The following is a 19,363-nucleotide window of genomic DNA, read 5'->3' on the forward strand; positions in this document are numbered from 1 at the left end:
ACAAAGGACACAGACATGAAGACTCTCGTTCTGGTCGAACATGACAATGCGTCGGTGAAGGACGCGACCCTGGCTGCGGTTACCGCCGCGGGAAAGCTGGGCGAAGTGCACCTGCTTGTCGCTGGCTCTGGCTGCGCCGGGGTGGCCGATCAGGCCGCGAAGATCGCAGGCGTGCGCAAGGTTCATCTGGCCGATGACGCTGCCTACGAACACCAGCTGGCCGAGAACGTCGCGCCGCTCGTCGCTGAACTGATGGGCCACCACGACGCGTTCGTTGCGCCTGCCACCACCAGTGGCAAGAACATCGCTCCGCGCGTCGCCGCTCTGCTCGACGTGATGCAGGTATCGGAAATCCTGTCGGTTGAAGGCCCGAAGACCTTCACCCGCCCGATCTATGCCGGCAACGCCATTGCCACGGTCGAATCGACCGACGCGAAGGTCGTGCTGACCGTGCGCGGCACTGCGTTCGAGAAGGCCGCCACCGAAGGCGGCAGCGCCACGATCGAGGCAGTATCCGGCGCAGGCGATGCCGGGCTCTCCAGCTTCGTCGGCTCGGAAATCGCCAAGAGCGAGCGCCCCGAACTGACCAGCGCCAAGGTGATCGTCTCCGGCGGCCGCGCGCTGAAGGATGCCGCGACGTTCGAGGAAGTGATCATCCCGCTGGCCGACAAGCTCGGTGCCGGTGTCGGCGCCAGCCGCGCGGCAGTCGACGCGGGCTATGTGCCGAACGATTACCAGGTCGGCCAGACCGGGAAGATCGTCGCCCCGGAAGTCTACATCGCGGTCGGGATCTCCGGTGCGATCCAGCATCTTGCGGGCATGAAGGACTCCAAGACCATCATCGCCATCAACAAGGACGAGGATGCCCCGATCTTCCAGGTGGCCGACATCGGCCTGGTCGGTGACCTGTTCAAGATCGTCCCGGAACTGACCGGCAAGCTTTGACCAGCTGAGCCCCTTCGAATAAGGCCGCGCGCTTTTCCAAAGTGCGCGGCCTTTGGCTGTCATGGACGGCGCTCGAACAACCTTATCGGTTCGCCGCCGTACTCCGTGTTGCGCAATGGTTCGAAGCCCAGCTTGTCGGCCAGGCGGATCGATGGCGCGTTGGCCGGATCGATCATGCACACTGTGCGACAGCGGCCATGGGCGCCATCGAACCAAGCGTAGATCGCGCGCATCGCCTCCTCGGCATAGCCATGCCCTCCCGCTTCGACTGACAGGATCCAACCGGCTTCAGGCTGGTCGTCAAAATCTGCGCCCAGGCCCCGGAAGGAGTGGAAGATCCCGCAATTGCCAAGCAGGCTGTCGTCGCCGCCCCGGCGGCGCAGCATGAGAATGCCATAACCATAGAGCTGCCAGCTGCCGGCATTGCGGGCAAAGCGCATGAAATGGTCCACCATGGTCGGCGCCGGGCCGAGATAGCGGTTCGTTTGCGGGTGCGAGACGATTTCGAACATCGGCGCAAGATCGTCAGCGGTTGGCAGCCATAGCTCCAGCCGCTCGGTGACGAGGAACGGCGCAGTCGTCACAATACGCTGTCGAGCGCGTGGATCGTCAGACCCACCAGACCGCCCACCAGGGTGCCGTTGATGCGGATGAACTGCAGGTCGCGCCCCACAGCGTTTTCGATCCGGCTGGTGATGGTCACTGCATCCCACCGGCGCACGGTTTCGCTGACCAGGCGGACGATCTGATCGCCATAGCGGGTCGCCACCCCCACTGCCGTGCGGCGCGCAAAGCGGTTGATCTGGTTCTGCAGCACAGGATCATCCCGCAAGGCCTTGCCCAGCTCGGCCAGGTTGCTGCCGACCCAGCCGTCGAGCGTCTTGTCAGGATTGCGGGCCATGGCGATGAGCGACTGACGAAGACGCTCCCACACGCCCTCCCACCAGGCCGCTACCGCCGGATTGTCGAGCAACTCGCGCTTGATCCGCTCCACCCGTTCCTGCGTGTCGGGATCATGGACCAGATCGTGTGCGACTTTCTCCAGCCCTTCCTCGATCTTGTTGCGCAGAGGGTGCTCGGGATCGACCAGCACTTCGGCCAGTAACTTGTAGAGCCCGTCCAGCACCGAATTGGCGAGACGCTCGTCAAGCCCGGTGAAACGCAGCAGCGCGTTGGCCCGGTCATGGATCATGGAACGGACCATCTGCTCGTTGTCTTCCAGCGTCAGCCCGGCCCAGCGGATCATCGAATCCATCAGCGGCAGGTGTCGCTTGTCGGCAATTGCCGCCGTCAGCATCTGGCCAAGGAGCGGGGCAACCTCGAGCCGTTCCAGCTGATGCTTGAGCCCTGCCTTGACCTGCCCGCCGAGCCGATCCGGATCGAGTGATTCGAGCACGCCCGCGAGCAGCTCTGCTGCGCCCGTGCCGATCCGGCTCTGCGCGCCGCCGCCTGGCTGGAGCAGGAAATCGCCCGCCGCCCCGGCCATGTTCATGCTCTGCATCCGCCGCGCGACCACGGCGGGGGTTAGGAAGTACTCGCGCAGGAACTGCGCCATGGTGTCAGCGATCCGGTCCTTGTTTTCCGGAATGATCGCCGTGTGGGGAATCGGAATGCCGAGCGGGTGGCGGAACAGCGCGGTGACCGCGAACCAGTCTGCCAGACCGCCCACCATGGCCGCCTCGGCGAAAGCGTTGAGATAGCCCCAGGCCGGGTGGAGATTGAGGAATTGCTTCGACAGCAGGAAAAGGCCCGCCATCGCCACCAGCATCAGGGTCGCGGTTATCCGCATTCGGCGGGCGCGATCAGGCGGCAGGGGTATCCGGCGCAGCCGACCCGGCCGGCGGTCTGCCAGCGGGGAGGGGATAGTTCTGGTCGGTGCCGGTTGCGTCACTCTGCCGGCAACGCTTCGCCATCCGTCCGGTTCTCGTCACCGGGACGATAGGTGAGGAAACGATTGCGCAGCATCGGGCCCACCCGCTTCTCGAACCCATCTGCCAGGCTGAACCCGGCCGGCACGATCAGCAGGGTCAGCAGGGTGGACAGGATCAGCCCGCCAATCACCACCGTGCCCATCGGCGCACGCCATGCCCCGTCGCCCGTGAGGGAAATCGCTGTCGGCACCATACCGGCAGTCATCGCGACGGTGGTCATGACGATAGGCTGCGCACGCTTGCGCCCGGCCTCGACGATCGCCGCGAACTTCTCCGTCCCGCGCTGCATTTCCTCGATCGCGAAATCGATCAGCAGGATCGAGTTCTTCGAGACGATCCCGAACAGCATCAGCGTGCCAATCAGCACCGGCATCGAGATGGGCTGCCCAATCATCCACAAGGCGATCAGTCCGCCAAGCGGGGCCAGGAACAGCGAGGCCATGTTGACCAGCGGCGAAACGAAGCGGTGGTACAGCAGCACCAGCACCGCGAACACCAGCAGCACCCCGGCAACCAGGGCAATCTGGAAGTTTGCCGCCATTTCCTGCTGCCACTGATCCGCCCCGAACGGTGCGTTGGTCACGCCCGATGGCAGGTCCTGCATGATCGGCAGCTTCTGCACCGCCTGGTCCACGTCACCCTTGGCTGCGCCGGGGGCAAGGTCAGCCCCGACGAAGATGCGGCGGTTCTGGTTGTAGCGCTGGATCTGGGTCGGGCCGGAACCGAAGTCGATCTCCGCCACCCGTTCCAGCGGCACAGAGCCCCCGCCCCCAGTCGGAACCGGCAAGTTGCGGATGGTCGAAAGATCCTGCCTTGCCGATTCGGGCAGCCTCACCCGGATCGGGATCTGCCGGTCGGACAGGGAGAACTTGGCGGCGTTCTGGTCAATGTCGCCCAGGGTCGCGATGCGGATAGTCTGGCTGAGCGCAGCCGTGGTCACGCCGAGACTGGCAGCGAGGTCGAGCCGGGGAGTAATCACGACCTCGGGGCGGCGCTGGTCCGCCTCGACGCGGGGCGCGACCACGCCTTTGATGGACTTCATCTGCTCCGCCAGCGTGGTCGCCGTGCTGTTGAGCAGTTCCGGATCGGAACCGGACAGCATGACCGAGACCGGACGCCCCGTCCCGCCGCCGCCACCGCCCTGGAAACTGAAGAACGAAACCCGCGCATCGGCAATGTTCTGGAAGGCAGGCGTCAGTTCGCGCTCGAATTCCTGCTGGGTGATGTCACGATCGCGCTTGAGCGTGATGAACACGCGCCCGTTGCCTTCGTTGACCCGCTGCAGGGCGGCCTCGACCTCGGGACGCTGGTTGACAATCGCGGCCACCTGGTCCGCTACCGCTTCCGTTTGCCGCAGCGTGGTGCCCGGCACCATTTCGATCCGCACCTGGGTATAGTCACCGTTGATGTCGGGGAAGAACTGTGCCGGCAGCGAGGCGCCAATCATGACTGTCAGCGCCAGCGAGCCAAGCCCGATACCCATCATCCAGCTGCGGTGGTCATGCATCCGGGCGCGGAACCGACCCAGGCGGTACGCAAACCACTGCGAAAAATGGCGTCCGAGAACCGGCGCAATAAGCCGCAGCAGGAACGCGACGAGACGGGTGGCGAACCATGCTGCAACAGTGGCAACGCCAAGGGCTGCCAGCATCAGGCCGAAAGCCAGTATGAAGCCGATGATCTGGCCCAGGAACCCGGGCAGGAACGTGAGCATGCCCTTCCAGGTGGCGATATCCACGGCCGGACCGGCGACGCTGGCAAGGCCAGTCAGCACGGCGAACACTGTGCCGAAAAACACCGCGCCCAGCAGCAGGAAGAGCACTGTCCCGATCAGCACGTGCCACCAGCGACCCCGCACGGGCTCCAGTTGCGCCCGCATGGCATCGGCCGTTCCGGTGTTGAGCGTCCAGCGCAACAGCCGCTCGTAGCGGTCCATCATCGGCCCTTCGCCGTGGCTGGCATGGCCCTTGGCCTTGAGGAAATAGGCCGCGACCATGGGCGTGATCATGCGCGCGACGAGCAGGCTCATCAGCACGGAGGCAACCACCGTAAGCCCGAAATTCTTGAAGAACTGGCCGGAAACACCCGGCATCAGGCCGACCGGGAGGAACACCGCCACGATCGAGAAGGTGGTCGCGACCACCGGCAGGCCGATTTCGTCAGCTGCGTCGATCGAGGCCTGATAGGCACTCTTTCCCATTCGCATGTGTCTGACGATGTTTTCGATTTCCACGATGGCATCATCGACCAGCACCCCGGCGACCAGCCCCAGCGCGAGCAGCGAGAGCGTGTTGAGCGTGAACCCGAGCAGGTCCATGAACCAGAATGTGGGGATCGCCGAGAGAGGTATGGCGAGCGCCGCGATGATGGTCGCGCGCCAGTCCCGCAGGAAGAAAAAGACCACCACGACAGCAAGGATGGCCCCTTCCACCATGGCTGCCATCGAACTGGAATATTGCGCCTTGGTATAATCGACCGAAGTGAACAGAGGCGTGAAGGTCACACCCGGGTTCTCTTCTGCCATCGCGTCCATTTCCGCGACAGCCGAATCATAGACCGAAACGTCAGACGCGCCGCGGGCGCGGCTGATGCCGAAGGTGACGACCTGTTTGCCGTTGATCTTGCCCATCGAGCGTATTTCGCCGTAGCTGTCGCGCACGTCGGCGATATCGGCCAGTTTGATCGTCCGACCCCCGCCCAGCGAGATCCGGGTCTGCGACAGGGCAAAGGCGGTGTCGGCGTTGCCGAGCACCCGCACCGACTGGCGCGATCCGGCGATTTCGGCAACCCCGCCGGCGGCATCGACATTGACCTGGCGCAGAGCGGCGTTGATCTGGCTGGCGGTCGCCCCGAACGACTGCATCCGGGCCGGATCGAGCGTCACGAGGATCTCGCGGCTGACCCCGCCGCCGCGCGATACGTCCGCCATGCCTTCAATGGTCAGCAGGCGCTTGGCCACCGAATCGTCGATGAACCAGCTGAGCTGTTCGATGGTCATGTCCGGCGCGGTGACGGCGAAATAACCGATCGGGTCGGACGAGGTCTGCACCCGTGAGACCTGCGGCTCAAGGATCCCTTCAGGAAGCTCGCCCCGGGTCTGATCAATCGCGGCTTTCACCTCGTTGACCGCCTGCCCGATGTCGCTGCCGATTTCGAATTCAACAAAGGTACTCGACGAGCCTTCACGGGCCGTCGAATTGATGTTCTTCACCCCTTCGACCCCGCGGATCGCCGATTCGACCCGCTGGGTGATCTGGTTCTCGATTTCCGACGGCGCGGCCCCCGGCTGGGCAATATTGACCGAGACGGCGGGGAATTCGATGTCGGGGTCGTTCTGGACCTCCATGTCCGCAAAACTCAGGATCCCTGCCAGCGTCAGCGCGAGGAACAGGATGATTGGAACGATCGGGTTGCGGATCGACCAGGCTGAGATGTTACGGAAGTTCATGGGAAATCAGCTCCCCGCCTTGGCAAGTACGGGCCGGATCGTCTCGCCCGGCGAGAGGAACCCGCCGGCCCGCAGGACGACCTTCTCGGTTCCGGCGAGCCCCTTGACCACGGCAATGCCGTTGGCGCTGACCAGACCTGTTTCCACCCGGCGCCGCTCGACCTTGTTTTCCTTGCCGACGATGTAGACGAAGCTGCCTTCATCATCCGACAGGATCGCGCTTTCCGGCAGAACCGGCGCTACGACAGTACCGCTCGAAATCGTGGCCGTGGCAAATCCGCCGGGCCGCAGTTCAGGGGCATAGGGCAGCGCGATACGCGCCGTACCCTGGCGCCGCTGCGCGTCGATAACCGGAGCCAACTGCCAGACCTGGCCGGTGAAATCCTTGTCCGTGCCCACCGGCCGGATCGTTGCCGCAACTCCGGTCGAGAGCTGCGCCAGTTCGACTTCGCCGACTTCGGCCAGCAATTCCATCTCACCGCCACGGGCGATCGTAAACAGGGCCGGCGTGCCAGCACCGACAGTCTGCCCCGGCTCGACAGCGCGGGTCAGCAGGAGCCCGGCAGCCGGGGCAACGATGTTGAGGCGGGCATTGCGGGCGAGGAGTTCGCGGTATTGCGCTTCGGCCACCTTCACCCGCGCGGCAGCGGCATCGCGCGTCGCGGTCAGGCGATCAACGTCTGCCTTGGAGATGAACCCGCGCTCGACCAGCTGCAGCGCGCGGTCGAGATTGGCCTGGGCGAGCCGCGCATCCGAACGCGCGACTTCGATCTGGGCCGAGGAACTCTGCGCCTGCTGGACCTGAACCGACCGGTCAATCACGGCCAGCACCTGCCCCTGGCTGACCCACTGGCCAGCCTCGACGGGGACAGATACCACGCGCCCGCCTTCACCCACCACGCCAACCGGCATTTCACGGCGCGCAGCGAGCGTTCCGGTGGCGGTGATCATGCCGGCAATCGTGGTCTGCCCCGGTGCTATGACGGTAATCGCAGGCCGCTGGCTCGCATCGTCGCCGGCTCCAACTGCGCCGTTCTCACCGCCAGCCACCAGGAAATACATCGCAAGTGCCCCGGCGAACAGGATGGCAATCCCGATGGCAATCCACTTCTTGCGGCTTGCGGCAGGGGCATCATCGAACTGGCTGATATCGGGCCGGTATGCTTCGGCAGCTTCGGACCGGATCGTGGTTTCGTAGTTCATCGCGCAGCACAGCCCTGTGGTTACCGGAAGTGTATTATCGGTATATATCACCGCGTGCAAGGCCTAGCCTTGCCAGTGCCATAGCGCAATTGCAGGCTCGACCGATGACATTTCTGCCCGACGAAAGCCAAATGCAAAACGGCGGGGCGCTCCTGATGGAGCACCCCGCCGCATGAGGCAACATGATCTTCCGGACTTACCGGACGCGACCACGCTGAATGAGGTTGACGATCGCCAGCAGGATAATCGCGCCCAGAATGGCGATTACGAACGAGCCGAGATCGAAGGTCTGGATGCTTCCGCCGAAGCCAAGCAGCGGCGCCAGCAGGGCGTTACCGATCAGCGCGCCGACGATGCCGACGATAATATTGGCGATGATTCCCATCGAACCGTCGCGGTTCATGACCAGGCTCGCAAGCCAGCCGGCAACCCCGCCGACGATAATAGCAATAATCCAACCCATGGTAGCGTCCTCCTGTTATTCCGTGTTGTCGATTGCCCTGTGAAACGGCGGTACGACGGAACGGTTCCCCGCTACTTTGCGGACGAAGGCGGGAGGAGGCTTACTTTCTTTCTGGCTGGTCGGAGTAGGACCGGGACACTCAGTACTTGAGCTGGCGCTCGTAGAGATCGCGGTAGTGCTGGATACGGGTCACCCGGAGGCCCTGCATTCCGGAGCGGTCAACCGCGCGCTGCCACGAGGCAAACTCCTCGAGGGTCAGGTTGTAGCGCTCCAGCACTTCGTCGATGGTGAGCAGCCCGCCATTCACGGCAGCGACGACCTCGGCCTTGCGACGCACGACCCAACGGCGGGTGTTCGGCGGCGGCAGGTCAGCCACCGTCAGCGGCTCCCCGAGCGGGCCGATTACCTGGGCCGGGCGGATTTTCTGGTTCTCGATCATCGCATCTCTCGGTCGGCCGGCGCACTGCCAGCGCTTGATGCCGCAACATTGCGCCCGGCGCCTTTGCCATCGGCTAAACCGGTTGGGTTAACAGAAGGCCCGTTTGCGTTAAGGGGTTCACGCTCGACCGACACAAACCGGCCAAAGCTCCCGCCATCACATCCGCGCTCAGGCTGCAGCGTGCCGCGCAGGTCACGCGCAGCGGCGAGTCGAGCCGCAAGGTCAGACCAGGCTGGCACGCGCAGCCCGCCCTCGCGGGCGCCCTCTTCTCGGGCGAAAATCGGCGGAAGGGATTCCATCATGGAACATGCCTTAGGCCCCTGCAGGTCAAGATCGGGTAAAGCGCCGGTTTACTCCGGGTTAGGAATGCCTAACGCCATACAAGGACGGCGAGCATAGGCCTGTTGCGGTGGCGGGTGGCGGGAACCGGCCGGGCCGTGTATGGGCCGCCCCGCCATGAATGCCCCAGACCATTCCTTCGCAGCCAGCCTCGACCCTGCCGCACTGTTCGATCTGCCGCGCCCTGCATCCCAATGCCGGATTGTCGTCGCCATGTCGGGCGGGGTCGACTCGTCCGTCGTCGCGGCTCTGGCCGCCGCCAGCGGGGCGGAGGTGATCGGCGTCACTCTGCAGCTTTACGACTATGGCGCTGCGACCGGGCGCAAAGGGGCGTGCTGCGCCGGAGACGACATAGCCGACGCCCGTTCCGTGGCAGACCGGCTCGGGATCGCGCATTATGTCTTCGACCATGAAAGCGCCTTCCGCGAGGACGTGGTCGAACAGTTCGCGGATGAATATCTCGCGGGTCGCACACCAGTCCCCTGCATCCGCTGCAACATGGGGCCGAAGTTCACCGACCTGTTCCGCATGGCGCGCGAGCTGGGCGCAGATTGTCTCGCCACGGGCCACTATGTCCAGCGGGTCCGCGATCCGGCCGGAGCGGAACTTCATCGAGCACTCGATCCTGCGCGCGATCAGTCCTATTTCCTGTACGGCACGACCGAAGACCAGCTGGAATACCTCCGCTTCCCCCTGGGCGGCCTACCCAAATCCGAAGTCCGCCAGCTGGCAGAAGGCGCCGGGCTGCGCAACGCGGCCAAGCCGGATAGTCAGGACATCTGCTTTGTCCCCGATGGCGACTACGCCCGGATCGTCACCCGCCTGCGGCCCGAAGGGGCAAGGGCGGGCTCAATTGTGCATGCCGCAACCGGGGCCGTGCTGGGCGAGCACAAGGGCATTGTCCATTTCACCGTGGGCCAGCGCAAGGGGCTGGAAATCGGCGGCCAGCCGGAACCACTCTACGTGGTCGGCATCGATGCGGAGCGAGCGGAAGTACAGGTCGGCCCCAGGCGCCTGCTGGCCGTCAGCGCGGCGCGGCTGACGGAAACCAACCGCATAGGTCCGCTGCCCGATGCGGGCCTCACGGCCAAGGTCCGCAGCCTCGCCAAGCCGGTGCCGATAAAGCTTGATGGCCCACTGGGCGATGGACAAGCCACCCGGATCGTTTTCGCCGAGCCGGAATTCGGCGTATCGCCCGGGCAAGCTGCAGTGATCTATTCCGGCGAACGCGTGGTCGGGGGCGGCTGGATCGACTCGACCGATCCGTGACGGTTCTTCGCCCAACATTCAGGACGGGTGATCATGTGCCTGGCGTCTTGCACCAGGGCGGTTGGCAAGGCCGCGCGAGCCGGTTAGACCGCAACAGCATCTGACCGGATGCCGAGTGTACAAGAAAGAAGCCGAAAAAATGAAGGACTCCAGCACCAGCCGCGTGCCGGCCTGGCTCCTCCTGGCGCTGCTGGCGCTTGTCGTTCTCGGTCTCGGCGGAAGCTCGCGACCTGATGCCATCCAGAACGTTGCCCTGCGCCCGCTGGTGGCCCTGTTCCTCGTTCCGGCCATATACTACCTGCGGATCGAAGCAGTACGCGAGGCCAGGATGCTGGTCGGGCTGCTCGCGCTTCTCCTGCTGTGGATGGCGCTCCAGCTCGTCCCGTTGCCGCCATCTGTCTGGCAAGCGTTGCCCGGCCGTGCGTCGGTTGCCGAGCTTGATGGGCTGACCGGGCTTGACGGCGCGTGGCGTCCGATCTCCCTGGCGCCTGACAGGGGCTGGAATGCATGGGTGAGCCTGGTCGTGCCGATGACGGCGCTTTTGCTGGCCATTGCGCTTCGCGCAAAGACTACCCTGCTGCTCGCCATGGTGGCCGGAATGGGCGTGGTAAATGCCCTCATGGGCCTGATCCAGGTAACCGGCCTGGGCAACGAAGCTTTCTATTTCTATCGCCACACCACGATCGGAATGCCTGCCGGCCTGTTTGCCAACGAGAACCATGCCGCCGCGCTTTCTGCCATCGCTCTCCTCGCCATTGCGCGGCTGCATTCCGGACCACACGACATGCCCTTGCCCATGTGGTTCAGGGCTTTGCTGGCCCCATCCTTCATCGTTGTCGTGCTCACAGTGCTGGTCGGGGGATCGAGGGCGGGAATCGCACTGACGGGATTGGCGATCCTGCTGGCATTGGTGATCGTCTGGGTCGGCTCGAACCAGCGGAGGGCCGCATCCGGCAGAGCGCGGCGACAGCCCTGGATAGCCCGCCACCCGCGCCTTCTGCTGGCCGGCTTTGCCCTGGGGATGCTCGGCCTCGTGTTCCTCTTTCTGGGCCTAGAGCGCGCTATGGGCCTCGAAGGCCTGCTGGAGGCCAATGCATTCGAGGACCTGCGCTGGGAGCTTTCCCCCATCCTGCTGCGCATGGCCGCAGAGCACTGGTTGTTCGGAATAGGGTTCGGCGGCTTCGAGGAGGTCTATCATGTTTACGAACCCGACGCCCTTCTCATGCCGCAGTACGTCAACCAGGCGCACAACGATTGGGCCCAACTCGTAATTGAGGGCGGCCTGCCGGGCGTCGCCCTTCTGCTCGCCTTGCTCGGGTGGATGGGCCGGGTGCTGTGGCGCATCCGCACAAGCGGCAGGTTGGCCTTTAGCGAACTTGCATTCTGGTGCGGGACGATCCTGATCATGGCGGTCAGTTCAGTCGTCGACTACCCTTTGCGGACGCCGCTTTTCCAGCTGGCCGCGGTGTGGTTGCTGGTCGCCTTCACCACCGAAAGCCGACGGTCGGGAGAGGCCGATGTGCGCCCGGCTGACCGTGGTGCGGGGTGAAACCACTTGGCCTGCGACCAAAATTGTTTAAGGCGCAGGATAACAATTCGAAAGGGCACCATGGCTCGCGAACTACGCGGTATTCTGGCGCTGGCAGCAGTACTCCTGTCAGCTGGTTGCGCAACGGACCGGACGTTCGGTACCGCCAGCTCGGTTGAGGTCACCACCCTTGACGAACTGCCTGCACCGGTCGGTGAGGGCGGTTATGTCATTGGTCCTGAGCAGGTGATCGAGATCGCGGTGTCCGAAGCGCCAACCTTGACCGGCTCTTATCTCACGGACGCAAACGGCAACGTCCAGTTTCCTCTGCTCGGCACGGTTGCGGTCGGCGGCCTTTCGCCCTCCGCCGCATCGCAGCTGATCGCCGACCGGCTGCGCGGCCGCTTCGTGCTTGACCCGCAGGTCAGGGTGATACCGAAGGATTATGCCTCCCCCACGATTTCGGTCGGTGGCCAGGTGACGAAGCCGGGTTCCTATCCCGCCGTCGGCGTGACCACGCTGCTTCGTGCGGTCAACGAGGCAGGCGGGATGACGCGGTATGCGCAGCTGGACGACGTGCTGGTGATGCGGACGGTCCAGGGGCAGAAATATATCGGCGTTTACAACCTCGGCGCGATCGAGCGTGGAAACTATCCCGATCCCCGCCTCTACGCCAATGACATCGTGATGGTCGGCGATTCCCCGGGCCGTCGCCGCATCGAGATGCTGCTGCAGTTCCTTCCTCTCCTGTCTACGTCGGCCATTCTGATCGACCGCGTCGGCAACTGAATCGAGACACCCCTGTGACCCAGCACTCTACAGATCTGACCGTCGACACGACCGGAGCCGGCCTGCTCGGCAAGGAAGAGCGGGACCAGTTGAACGTCGTGCTCGAGCGTTACTGGATCGAGGCGAAGCAGCTCAAATACTGGCTGGTCGGAATCATGGGCCTGGCGCTGTTGATCGGGCTTCTCGTCACGCTGCTTTCAACCAACCTGTACCGCGCGACCGCCAAGGTGGAGATTTCACAGGTAACGGCCAACGTAACGGCGATCGATCCGCTCGAAACCGAAGGGGTGGTGTCGGAACTCCAGTACCTCAACACCCAGTATGAACTCATGGAATCCGAGTTCATGGCGAAGAGGGTCATTGAAGCGGGGAATCTTCTGCGCGACGAGCGGTTTCTGACTGCCTTCAAGCTCCACACCGAGGTTCAGCCGTCGGCCCGAGCAATCGAACGCATCCTGCTCGAAAACATCGTGATCGAACCGCTGCGTCAGTCCGCTCTGGTCGATATGCGCTTCTCCAGCCCTTCTCCGGTGGTTTCGCGCGACATAACCAACCTTTGGGCGCAGGAATTCATTGCCGCCAACTACGAGAAGCGGTTCGGCGCCAACATCGAAGCGCGCCAGTTCCTGGAGCGCCAGATCGCAGAGTTGCGGGATCGACTCGCAGTCTCCGAACGCGAACTGGTCACCTATGCCAATGCGAACGAGATTCTGGTGCTTGAGACCCGCACCAATGATTCGCCCAGCGCGGGCGCTACGGCCAGCCAGACCTTGATCGCAACCGACCTGACCAGCCTGAATTCCTCCCTGGCCCAGGCGACCGCTGAACGGATCACCGCCGAAGCGGCAGTGCAGGCACAGGCCATACCGGAGCAGGACGGGCGGGGCACATTGCGTAACCGGCTGGCCGAAGCCGAGGCCGAGCTCGCGCGCCTGCAAACCAATTTCGGGCCGGGCTATCCCCAGCTGAGGGAAAAGCAGGCCGAAGTGGCCTCGCTCCGCTCCGCGCTGGCAGACGGGCGCAGTCTTGGAGCGCGAGATCTGTCATCGGTCATGCAGGCGGCCCGCCAGAAGGAAGCGCAACTGCGCCAGGCGGTCCAGCAAGCCAAGAACCGGTTCCTTGGTCAGCAGCAGCAGAGCATCCAGTACGGCATCCTCAAGCGCGAGGTCGACACCAATCGCGAACTCTACGACGCGCTGTTGCAGCGCTACAAAGAACTCGAAGCCGCCGGCGCCGGCCAGAACAATATCAAGCTGATCGACGAGGCCAGCCTGCCGCCCAGCCCTTATGCCCCATCGCTTCCGCTCAATCTGCTGGTGGCTTTGCTTGGCGGGGCACTGGTTGCCGCCGGGATGGTGTTTATCCGCAGCACGCTCAGCCAGACGCTCCGGGATCCGCACGATGTCGAACGCAGGCTGAGCCTGCCACTGCTCGGCCTGATTCCGGACATCGGCACTGACGAGCCGGAAAAGGAACTGACCATACGCTGGTCGGAACTGAACGAAGCCTACCGCACCGCCCGAACGAACCTGTCGTTCCTGACTCCACAGGGCGCGCCGCGTTCGCTGATGATCACCTCTTCGGTACCCGCCGAAGGGAAGAGCATCACCTCTATCGCGCTGGCCACAAGTTTTGCGCAACTCGGCAAACGAACGCTGCTGATCGACGCCGACTTACGTAATTCACGGCTCGCGGCCCGCCTCGATCTGGAGCAGGGCAAGTCTGATCGGGGTACGGGTCTCTCCGCACTCCTGACTGGTAACGGCGAGCTCAGTACTTCGACCCTGCCGGTTGCCACCCTCGGGTTCGACGTACTCCTGTCTGGCCACAAACCACCCAACCCCGCCGAGTTGCTCGCAAGCGAGAGCATGCCTGCAATCATCCGTGCTGCCCTCGAAGTCTATGACCAGATTATCGTCGACGGCCCACCGATGCTTTCACTGGCTGACGCACCTGAACTTGGCAGATCTGTCGCCGGGGTTGTGTTCGTGATCGAAGCGAAGCGGGTCAAACTCCGGGCCATCGAGACAGCGATCCGCCGCCTTCAGCGGTCCGGTGCCAAGGTGTTCGGCGCCCTGGTCACGAAGCTTGACGAAAGCAGCTCGGATTACGGCTACGGTTACGGCTATGGTTATGGCTACGGTTACGGTCAGCCAGCCAAGAGCGACGGCGAGCCCTAATGCGCGTTGCTCGGCCCGGGCGACTGGGGGCTGCCGTTGTCATCAGCCTGCTTGTCTCGGCAATTGTTGGAGCGATCACAACAGGTTCAGTCGCCTCACGGTCGAACCCGGTCCTTGCCCAGGCCGTATCTCCTTTCAGCTGCGAAGCGAAGGACTTGCTGGCTTTTGCCACGTTTCAGGCCAGCATTTCCCAACCGACTGAACTGACTACGCCGACGAGACGGGCTGCGCCTTTGGCAAAAGTTGCACTGCGTTGCGCACCGCTGATGCCGCGGTCCCGCGCCATACTCGCCATGGCCGCCGCAGAGGGGCCTGCAAGGGCGCAGATCCTGCTCAAGGCGGAGCAAATGAACCGCCGGGAAATTTTGCTGCAGGGGCTGGTATTGCAGGAGCATCTCGCCAATCGTGACGTCGGAGCGACGACGGCGACGCTGGATCGGATCCTTCGTGTTCACCCGGCACACGAGGCAGATTTTTTTCCTATTCTCGTCAACGCCTTGGCCGATTTCGACGGCGTCGATGAGCTGGCCGAAGTGCTTGATGGCAGCGCGCCCTGGCATCAGCGCTTTCTCGACCATGCAGTTAATCAACCAAATGCCCTATTGGGATTAGCAGCACTCTATCCCAAAATCGAGAATACCACTGAGAGGTTCGATATTATTCTTGTTGGAAGTCTTGCGAGGGCTGGCTCATTGGATGAGGCTTGGTCTGTTTATCGTCGGGCACACAGCAGTAGGAGAGAACAACCGATAGATCATACGGCCCGCCGGTGGAACCAACAAATGCCTCCTTTCGATTGGCGCTACGCCGATTCAACTGGCATTCGTGTGCAACCGAGCATTTCCTTGATGGACCTCCAAATTTCCATCCTCCCAGGGTACGGCGGAATTTTAGCACAGCGAACATTCCACTCGAATGGTAAATCACTGTCTTTACAAGTCTCTCATAATATCGCTCCAAGTTCGCAACTACGCAACTTTCGTGTGTCCGCCGAATGCGCCCAGAACGGAGATTTGCTAATAAATGAAACACTTGAAGCAAGAACTATAAATTGGAACCTCCCATCGCGCGCGAAAGAGTGTAGGTTTATAGTACTCAAAATCACGGGGCGAGTTTTCTCATTTGAATCTCCCGTCCATGGCGAAATATCGGTTTTTGATATTAAACCTGTTTCGATTTAAAATTCGTTTCGGATCCGCAATTCGAATGGGATTTAATTGATGAATTCGATGTTCGCCCAGCTTTTGGCAAGCTTGCGCTCATCCGAGGTATTTTTTACTTTAAAACAGCCTCGCCATAAAATTCGCTTCCTTGAATGCGACTCTCGAACGACACAATGAACAAATCCGCAATTAACGTCTTTGCGCAGGAATGGAGTTAGCTCAATGATCGACCGCAGTATAAAACGAGTTTTGATAACCGGCGGCACAGGATCCTTTGGGAAGACGATGGTTCGTGAACTTCTAGCAGGCGAAATTGAGGAGGTCCGTATATTCAGCAGAGACGAAGAGAAGCAAGATACGTTGAGAAGTGAATTGAGCGACCCAAGGGCGAAATTTTTCATCGGAGATGTAAGAGACCGCGAAAGCATTGACCGTGCAACGCGCGGCGTAGATGCGATTTTTCATGCAGCGGCATTGAAGCAGGTGCCAAGCTGCGAGTTTTTCCCCTTGGAGGCAGTCCGCACCAACATCGTTGGTTCAGAAAATGTCATTCGTACAGCGATTGAAAACGGAGTTCAAAGTCTCGTATGCCTCTCGACTGATAAGGCTGTCCACCCAATTAATGCCATGGGCGTGTCGAAGGCGATGATGGAGAAGCTGGCGCAAGCTGCGGCCCGGGAAATAGGACCCGATGGGGCGACGACCATCAGCTGCGTGAGATACGGCAATGTCATGTGTTCGCGCGGGTCGGTCATTCCTCTGTTCATCAGACAAATCAAGGCAAGCCAGCCAATTACCATTACTGAACCCACTATGTCGCGGTTCTTAATGCCGCTGCGTGACAGCGTCGCACTGGTGCGTTTCGCGTTCTCGAATGCCGAGCAAGGCGATCTCTTCATCAAGAAGGCATCGGCCTCAACGGTTGCCGATCTGGCGACAGCGATGGTACAACTTTTCCGAGTACCCGATCATCCGATCAAACTGATCGGTTGGCGCCACGCTGAAAAACTCTATGAAACGCTCGCCAGCGCCCAAGAGTTGGCACAAAGCGATGATCTTGGAGATTACTTTCGCATACGCATGGACCGTCGTGATTTAAATTATGCTGCATACATTAGTGAAGGTACCGAATATACAGCCCGATTTGAGGACTATCATTCACATAATACAAATCAACTTGACGTTTCCGGTGTAAAGGATTTGCTCATGTCATTAGAGGAAGTCAGATCTGAGCTTGCCTCTTGGAAGGATTTTAATTGATGAAGGTCGTCATTACAGGTGCGAGCGGGCTTCTTGGGCACCATGCCGCTGTGCGCCTGCATGCTGCAAATTGCGCCGCACGATTTAACAAGCTACCCGAGCCATACGTATTGATCCCACTAGATCGCGCGCAGTTCCAAAACGATGCGCATCTCACGTCAGCCTTGGCGAGCGCCGATGCCGTGCTCCATTTTGCCGGAGTTAATCGTGCGAGCGAAGCTGAGGTGGCTAATGCCAATCCCGCGATGGCAACACGCCTTATAGAGACTTGCGAACAGGTCGGAGTGAGACCGCACATTGTGTATGCGAATTCCACTCACGCCGCCAACGACACCGTATATGGCAATTCAAAGCGAATTGCCGGCGCGATTCTAGCCCGCGGCGGCGGACCGTTCACGGATCTTGTGCTCCCCCATATCTTCGGAGAAGGGGCGCGGCCGGACTACAACACTGTCACAGCGACATTCATTTCTCGGGCAATCGCCGGGGACCCTCCAGCAATCAATTCGGACGGCCAGGTCGATTTGATGCACGCTGGTGCGGCGGCCCAGATGGCCATTGATGCGATCGCTGAGCAAAAGACAGGCCGGCTTGTGCCAACCGGCCGTCCAATGTCCGTATCTCAACTCTGGTCCCGCATTTTGAAATTTCACAATAGCTATTCAGGCGGGCTCTTTCCCGATCTGGACGATCCCTTCGATCTGGCTCTCTTTAACAGTTACCGTGCAGCGCTCTTTCCGAGCTGTTACCCAATGCAGCTGAAGCTGAACAGCGACACGCGGGGTACATTGTTCGAAGCAGCCAAGGGAGGGGGTGGTGGGCAAACCTTTCTAAGTTGGACCTATCCAGGCATCACGCGAGGCAATCACTTCCATCTGGACAAGGTCGAACGATTCCTTGTTGTAGAGGGTGATGCGATAATTCGCATCCGCCCCGTTCTTGGAGATTGCGTGTGGCAATGCCGGGTTAGCGGTCAACTGCCCGTAGCGATAGACATGCCAACGCTGCACACCCACAGCATCGAAAACGTCGGCGACAAAGAGCTCTTGACGCTTTTTTGGACGAATGCGGTATTTGATCCCGAATTGCCAGACACGTACGCTGACCCAGTCCTCGGAGCAATTTGATGGCTCGTCTTAAGATCATGACCATTCTAGGCACTCGGCCCGAGATTATCAGGCTTTCCCGAGTGATGGCGCGTCTGGATGTCTTTACTGACCATGTCATCGTTCATACCGGCCAGAATTGGGATTTCGAGCTGAACGAGTTGTTTTTCGATGATCTCGGCGTTCGCCAGCCTGACCATTTTTTGGGTACCGGTGGTGGTACACTAGGTGAAACGCTCGGAAAGATCCTGACCGAATGTGAAAAAGTTCTCGCTATCGAAAAGCCAGATGCGGTGCTGGTTCTTGGCGATACCAACTCAGCCATTTCGGCGATCATGGCACGTCGCATGAAAGTGCCAGTCTATCACATGGAGGCTGGGAATCGTTCATTTGATCGCAACGTCCCGGAGGAAACGAATCGGAAACTGGTCGATCACATCGCCGATTTCAATCTGGTTTATACCGAACATGCACGCCGCCACCTGTTATCAGAAGGCGTGCCGCACCGCCGCATCTACCTCACAGGATCCCCAATCCGCGAGGTACTCGATTACTATAAAGACCAAATTGCAGCTTCTGACGTCCTGCAACGTTTGGGCTTATCAGCCCGTGAATATTTTATCGTCTCGCTACATCGTGAGGAAAATGTCGATCATGAATGGCGATTGCGCGAGCTGCTCGACGCCCTCAACAGACTTGCGGCGACGCATGATATGCCCGTGATTGTGTCGACTCATCCTCGCACACGCAAGCGACTTGAGGCACTGCACGCCACCACGATTGATCCGCGAGTCCAGTACATGATCCCCTTTGGGTTTCACGACTACAACGCTCTCCAGCAGAATTGTTTTTGCGCGGTTTCGGACAGCGGGACCATAGCCGAGGAAAGCTCGATGCTTGGCTTCCCCGCGATTTCTCCGCGCGACGCCATTGAACGGCCGGAAGGACTCGATGTTGGATGCCTAATCATCACTGGAGTTGATTCGAATACAATCCTGTCAGCCGTTGACGCAGTTACCAGCATGTTCGCCGAACGTCTCGCTTACGGTAGGCCCCACCCCGTTCCGGCCGACTATACAATCACCAACACGTCCGAAAGGGTGGTAAGTTTGATACTGGGCACAGCTCGTCTTTCAAACAGTTGGGACGGGATACGGGCGAATGACATGGCGAGATCATCTTGATCGTGCGCTGTATATACGGATCCCACGAGCTATTATTTAGTTATTGAGAGCGGAATCGGGTGAGTCCACTGTAGTTGGAGAAAAGCGGGGTTGGACTGTTTGCGACGGGATTGGCA

At 61.2% G+C, this 19,363-nt stretch carries 15 protein-coding genes; 9 read left to right on the top strand and 6 right to left on the bottom strand.

The features are described 5' to 3' along the window. Nucleotides 1-15 precede the first annotated feature (15 nt). A complete protein-coding gene (locus tag U4960_RS01210; protein ID WP_324261795.1) occupies nt 16-945 on the top strand; it encodes an electron transfer flavoprotein subunit alpha/FixB family protein in 930 nt (309 codons plus the stop codon). 59 nt (nt 946-1,004) lie between these two features. Here the strand turns inward: U4960_RS01210 and U4960_RS01215 are convergent, their stop codons facing one another. From U4960_RS01215 to U4960_RS01240, 6 genes are all read right to left on the bottom strand, one after another. Further along, nucleotides 1,005-1,529, bottom strand: coding sequence for a GNAT family N-acetyltransferase (locus U4960_RS01215; protein ID WP_324261796.1), 525 nt, complete (start codon nt 1,527-1,529; stop codon nt 1,005-1,007). Continuing rightward, entirely contained in the window at nt 1,526-2,734 is a 1,209-nt protein-coding gene (locus U4960_RS01220; RefSeq protein ID WP_324261797.1) for a DUF445 domain-containing protein, read from the bottom strand. The genes U4960_RS01215 and U4960_RS01220 overlap by 4 nt, the downstream gene beginning before the upstream one ends. Nucleotides 2,735-2,832: 98 nt before the next feature. Then, entirely contained in the window at nt 2,833-6,324 is a 3,492-nt protein-coding gene (locus U4960_RS01225) for an efflux RND transporter permease subunit (protein WP_324261798.1), read from the bottom strand. Between the two features lie 6 nt (nt 6,325-6,330). Beyond that, nucleotides 6,331-7,527, bottom strand: a complete 1,197-nt coding sequence (locus tag U4960_RS01230) for an efflux RND transporter periplasmic adaptor subunit (RefSeq protein ID WP_324261799.1) — start codon at nt 7,525-7,527, stop codon at nt 6,331-6,333. Between the two features lie 196 nt (nt 7,528-7,723). Next, nucleotides 7,724-7,990 carry a GlsB/YeaQ/YmgE family stress response membrane protein gene (locus U4960_RS01235; RefSeq protein ID WP_324261800.1) on the bottom strand — a complete coding sequence of 89 codons (267 nt, stop codon included), beginning with the start codon at nt 7,988-7,990 and terminating at the stop codon, nt 7,724-7,726. Between the two features lie 139 nt (nt 7,991-8,129). Beyond that, the gene (locus U4960_RS01240) at nt 8,130-8,429 is read right to left on the bottom strand and encodes a DUF1153 domain-containing protein (protein ID WP_324261801.1); all 300 of its coding nucleotides are present in this window, start codon (nt 8,427-8,429) and stop codon (nt 8,130-8,132) included. Nucleotides 8,430-8,870: 441 nt separating this feature from the next. Between U4960_RS01240 and mnmA the strand changes: the two genes are divergently transcribed. The 8 genes from mnmA (at nt 8,871) to wecB (ending at nt 19,247) form a co-directional block, all read left to right on the top strand. Further along, nucleotides 8,871-10,037: a tRNA 2-thiouridine(34) synthase MnmA gene (mnmA, locus tag U4960_RS01245; RefSeq protein WP_416379087.1), complete on the top strand. Its 1,167-nt coding sequence runs from the start codon at nt 8,871-8,873 to the stop codon at nt 10,035-10,037. Nucleotides 10,038-10,176: 139 nt separating this feature from the next. After that, a complete protein-coding gene (locus U4960_RS01250; protein ID WP_324261802.1) occupies nt 10,177-11,586 on the top strand; it encodes an O-antigen ligase family protein in 1,410 nt (469 codons plus the stop codon). A 60-nt stretch (nt 11,587-11,646) separates the two neighbouring features. Further along, nucleotides 11,647-12,354: a polysaccharide biosynthesis/export family protein gene (locus U4960_RS01255; RefSeq protein ID WP_324261803.1), complete on the top strand. Its 708-nt coding sequence runs from the start codon at nt 11,647-11,649 to the stop codon at nt 12,352-12,354. A gap of 14 nt (nt 12,355-12,368) precedes the next feature. Beyond that, nucleotides 12,369-14,534 (top strand): GumC family protein, encoded by a 2,166-nt coding sequence (locus tag U4960_RS01260; protein WP_324261804.1) that lies wholly within the window; start codon nt 12,369-12,371, stop codon nt 14,532-14,534. Between the two features lie 155 nt (nt 14,535-14,689). Then, nucleotides 14,690-15,715 carry a hypothetical protein gene (locus tag U4960_RS01265; RefSeq protein WP_324261805.1) on the top strand — a complete coding sequence of 342 codons (1,026 nt, stop codon included), beginning with the start codon at nt 14,690-14,692 and terminating at the stop codon, nt 15,713-15,715. Between the two features lie 204 nt (nt 15,716-15,919). Beyond that, on the top strand, nt 15,920-16,957 hold the full coding sequence (locus tag U4960_RS01270; protein WP_324261806.1) for an SDR family NAD(P)-dependent oxidoreductase: 1,038 nt from the start codon (nt 15,920-15,922) through the stop codon (nt 16,955-16,957). After that, a complete protein-coding gene (locus U4960_RS01275; protein WP_324261807.1) occupies nt 16,957-18,084 on the top strand; it encodes an NAD-dependent epimerase/dehydratase family protein in 1,128 nt (375 codons plus the stop codon). Before U4960_RS01270 ends, U4960_RS01275 begins: the two co-directional genes overlap by 1 nt. Then, a complete protein-coding gene (gene wecB / locus U4960_RS01280) occupies nt 18,084-19,247 on the top strand; it encodes a non-hydrolyzing UDP-N-acetylglucosamine 2-epimerase (RefSeq protein ID WP_324261808.1) in 1,164 nt (387 codons plus the stop codon). Before U4960_RS01275 ends, wecB begins: the two co-directional genes overlap by 1 nt. Nucleotides 19,248-19,363: the final 116 nt, after the last annotated feature.

Origin of the sequence: Altererythrobacter sp. H2 (assembly GCF_035319885.1) — a bacterium.
Classification (GTDB): domain Bacteria; phylum Pseudomonadota; class Alphaproteobacteria; order Sphingomonadales; family Sphingomonadaceae; genus 34-65-8.

Bases quoted from the DNA above. Each gene is read 5' to 3' on its own strand.
- U4960_RS01210 (WP_324261795.1), top strand. From the start codon at position 16: ATGAAGACTCTCGTTCTGGTCGAACATGACAATGCGTCGGTGAAGGAC.
- U4960_RS01240 (WP_324261801.1), bottom strand. From the start codon at position 8,429: ATGATCGAGAACCAGAAAATCCGCCCGGCCCAGGTAATCGGCCCGCTC.
- U4960_RS01230 (WP_324261799.1), bottom strand. From the start codon at position 7,527: ATGAACTACGAAACCACGATCCGGTCCGAAGCTGCCGAAGCATACCGG.
- U4960_RS01235 (WP_324261800.1), bottom strand. From the start codon at position 7,990: ATGGGTTGGATTATTGCTATTATCGTCGGCGGGGTTGCCGGCTGGCTT.
- U4960_RS01275 (WP_324261807.1), top strand. From the start codon at position 16,957: ATGAAGGTCGTCATTACAGGTGCGAGCGGGCTTCTTGGGCACCATGCC.
- U4960_RS01220 (WP_324261797.1), bottom strand. From the start codon at position 2,734: ATGCGGATAACCGCGACCCTGATGCTGGTGGCGATGGCGGGCCTTTTC.
- U4960_RS01255 (WP_324261803.1), top strand. From the start codon at position 11,647: ATGGCTCGCGAACTACGCGGTATTCTGGCGCTGGCAGCAGTACTCCTG.
- U4960_RS01225 (WP_324261798.1), bottom strand. From the start codon at position 6,324: ATGAACTTCCGTAACATCTCAGCCTGGTCGATCCGCAACCCGATCGTT.
- mnmA (WP_416379087.1), top strand. From the start codon at position 8,871: ATGGGCCGCCCCGCCATGAATGCCCCAGACCATTCCTTCGCAGCCAGC.
- wecB (WP_324261808.1), top strand. From the start codon at position 18,084: ATGGCTCGTCTTAAGATCATGACCATTCTAGGCACTCGGCCCGAGATT.
- U4960_RS01250 (WP_324261802.1), top strand. From the start codon at position 10,177: ATGAAGGACTCCAGCACCAGCCGCGTGCCGGCCTGGCTCCTCCTGGCG.
- U4960_RS01270 (WP_324261806.1), top strand. From the start codon at position 15,920: ATGATCGACCGCAGTATAAAACGAGTTTTGATAACCGGCGGCACAGGA.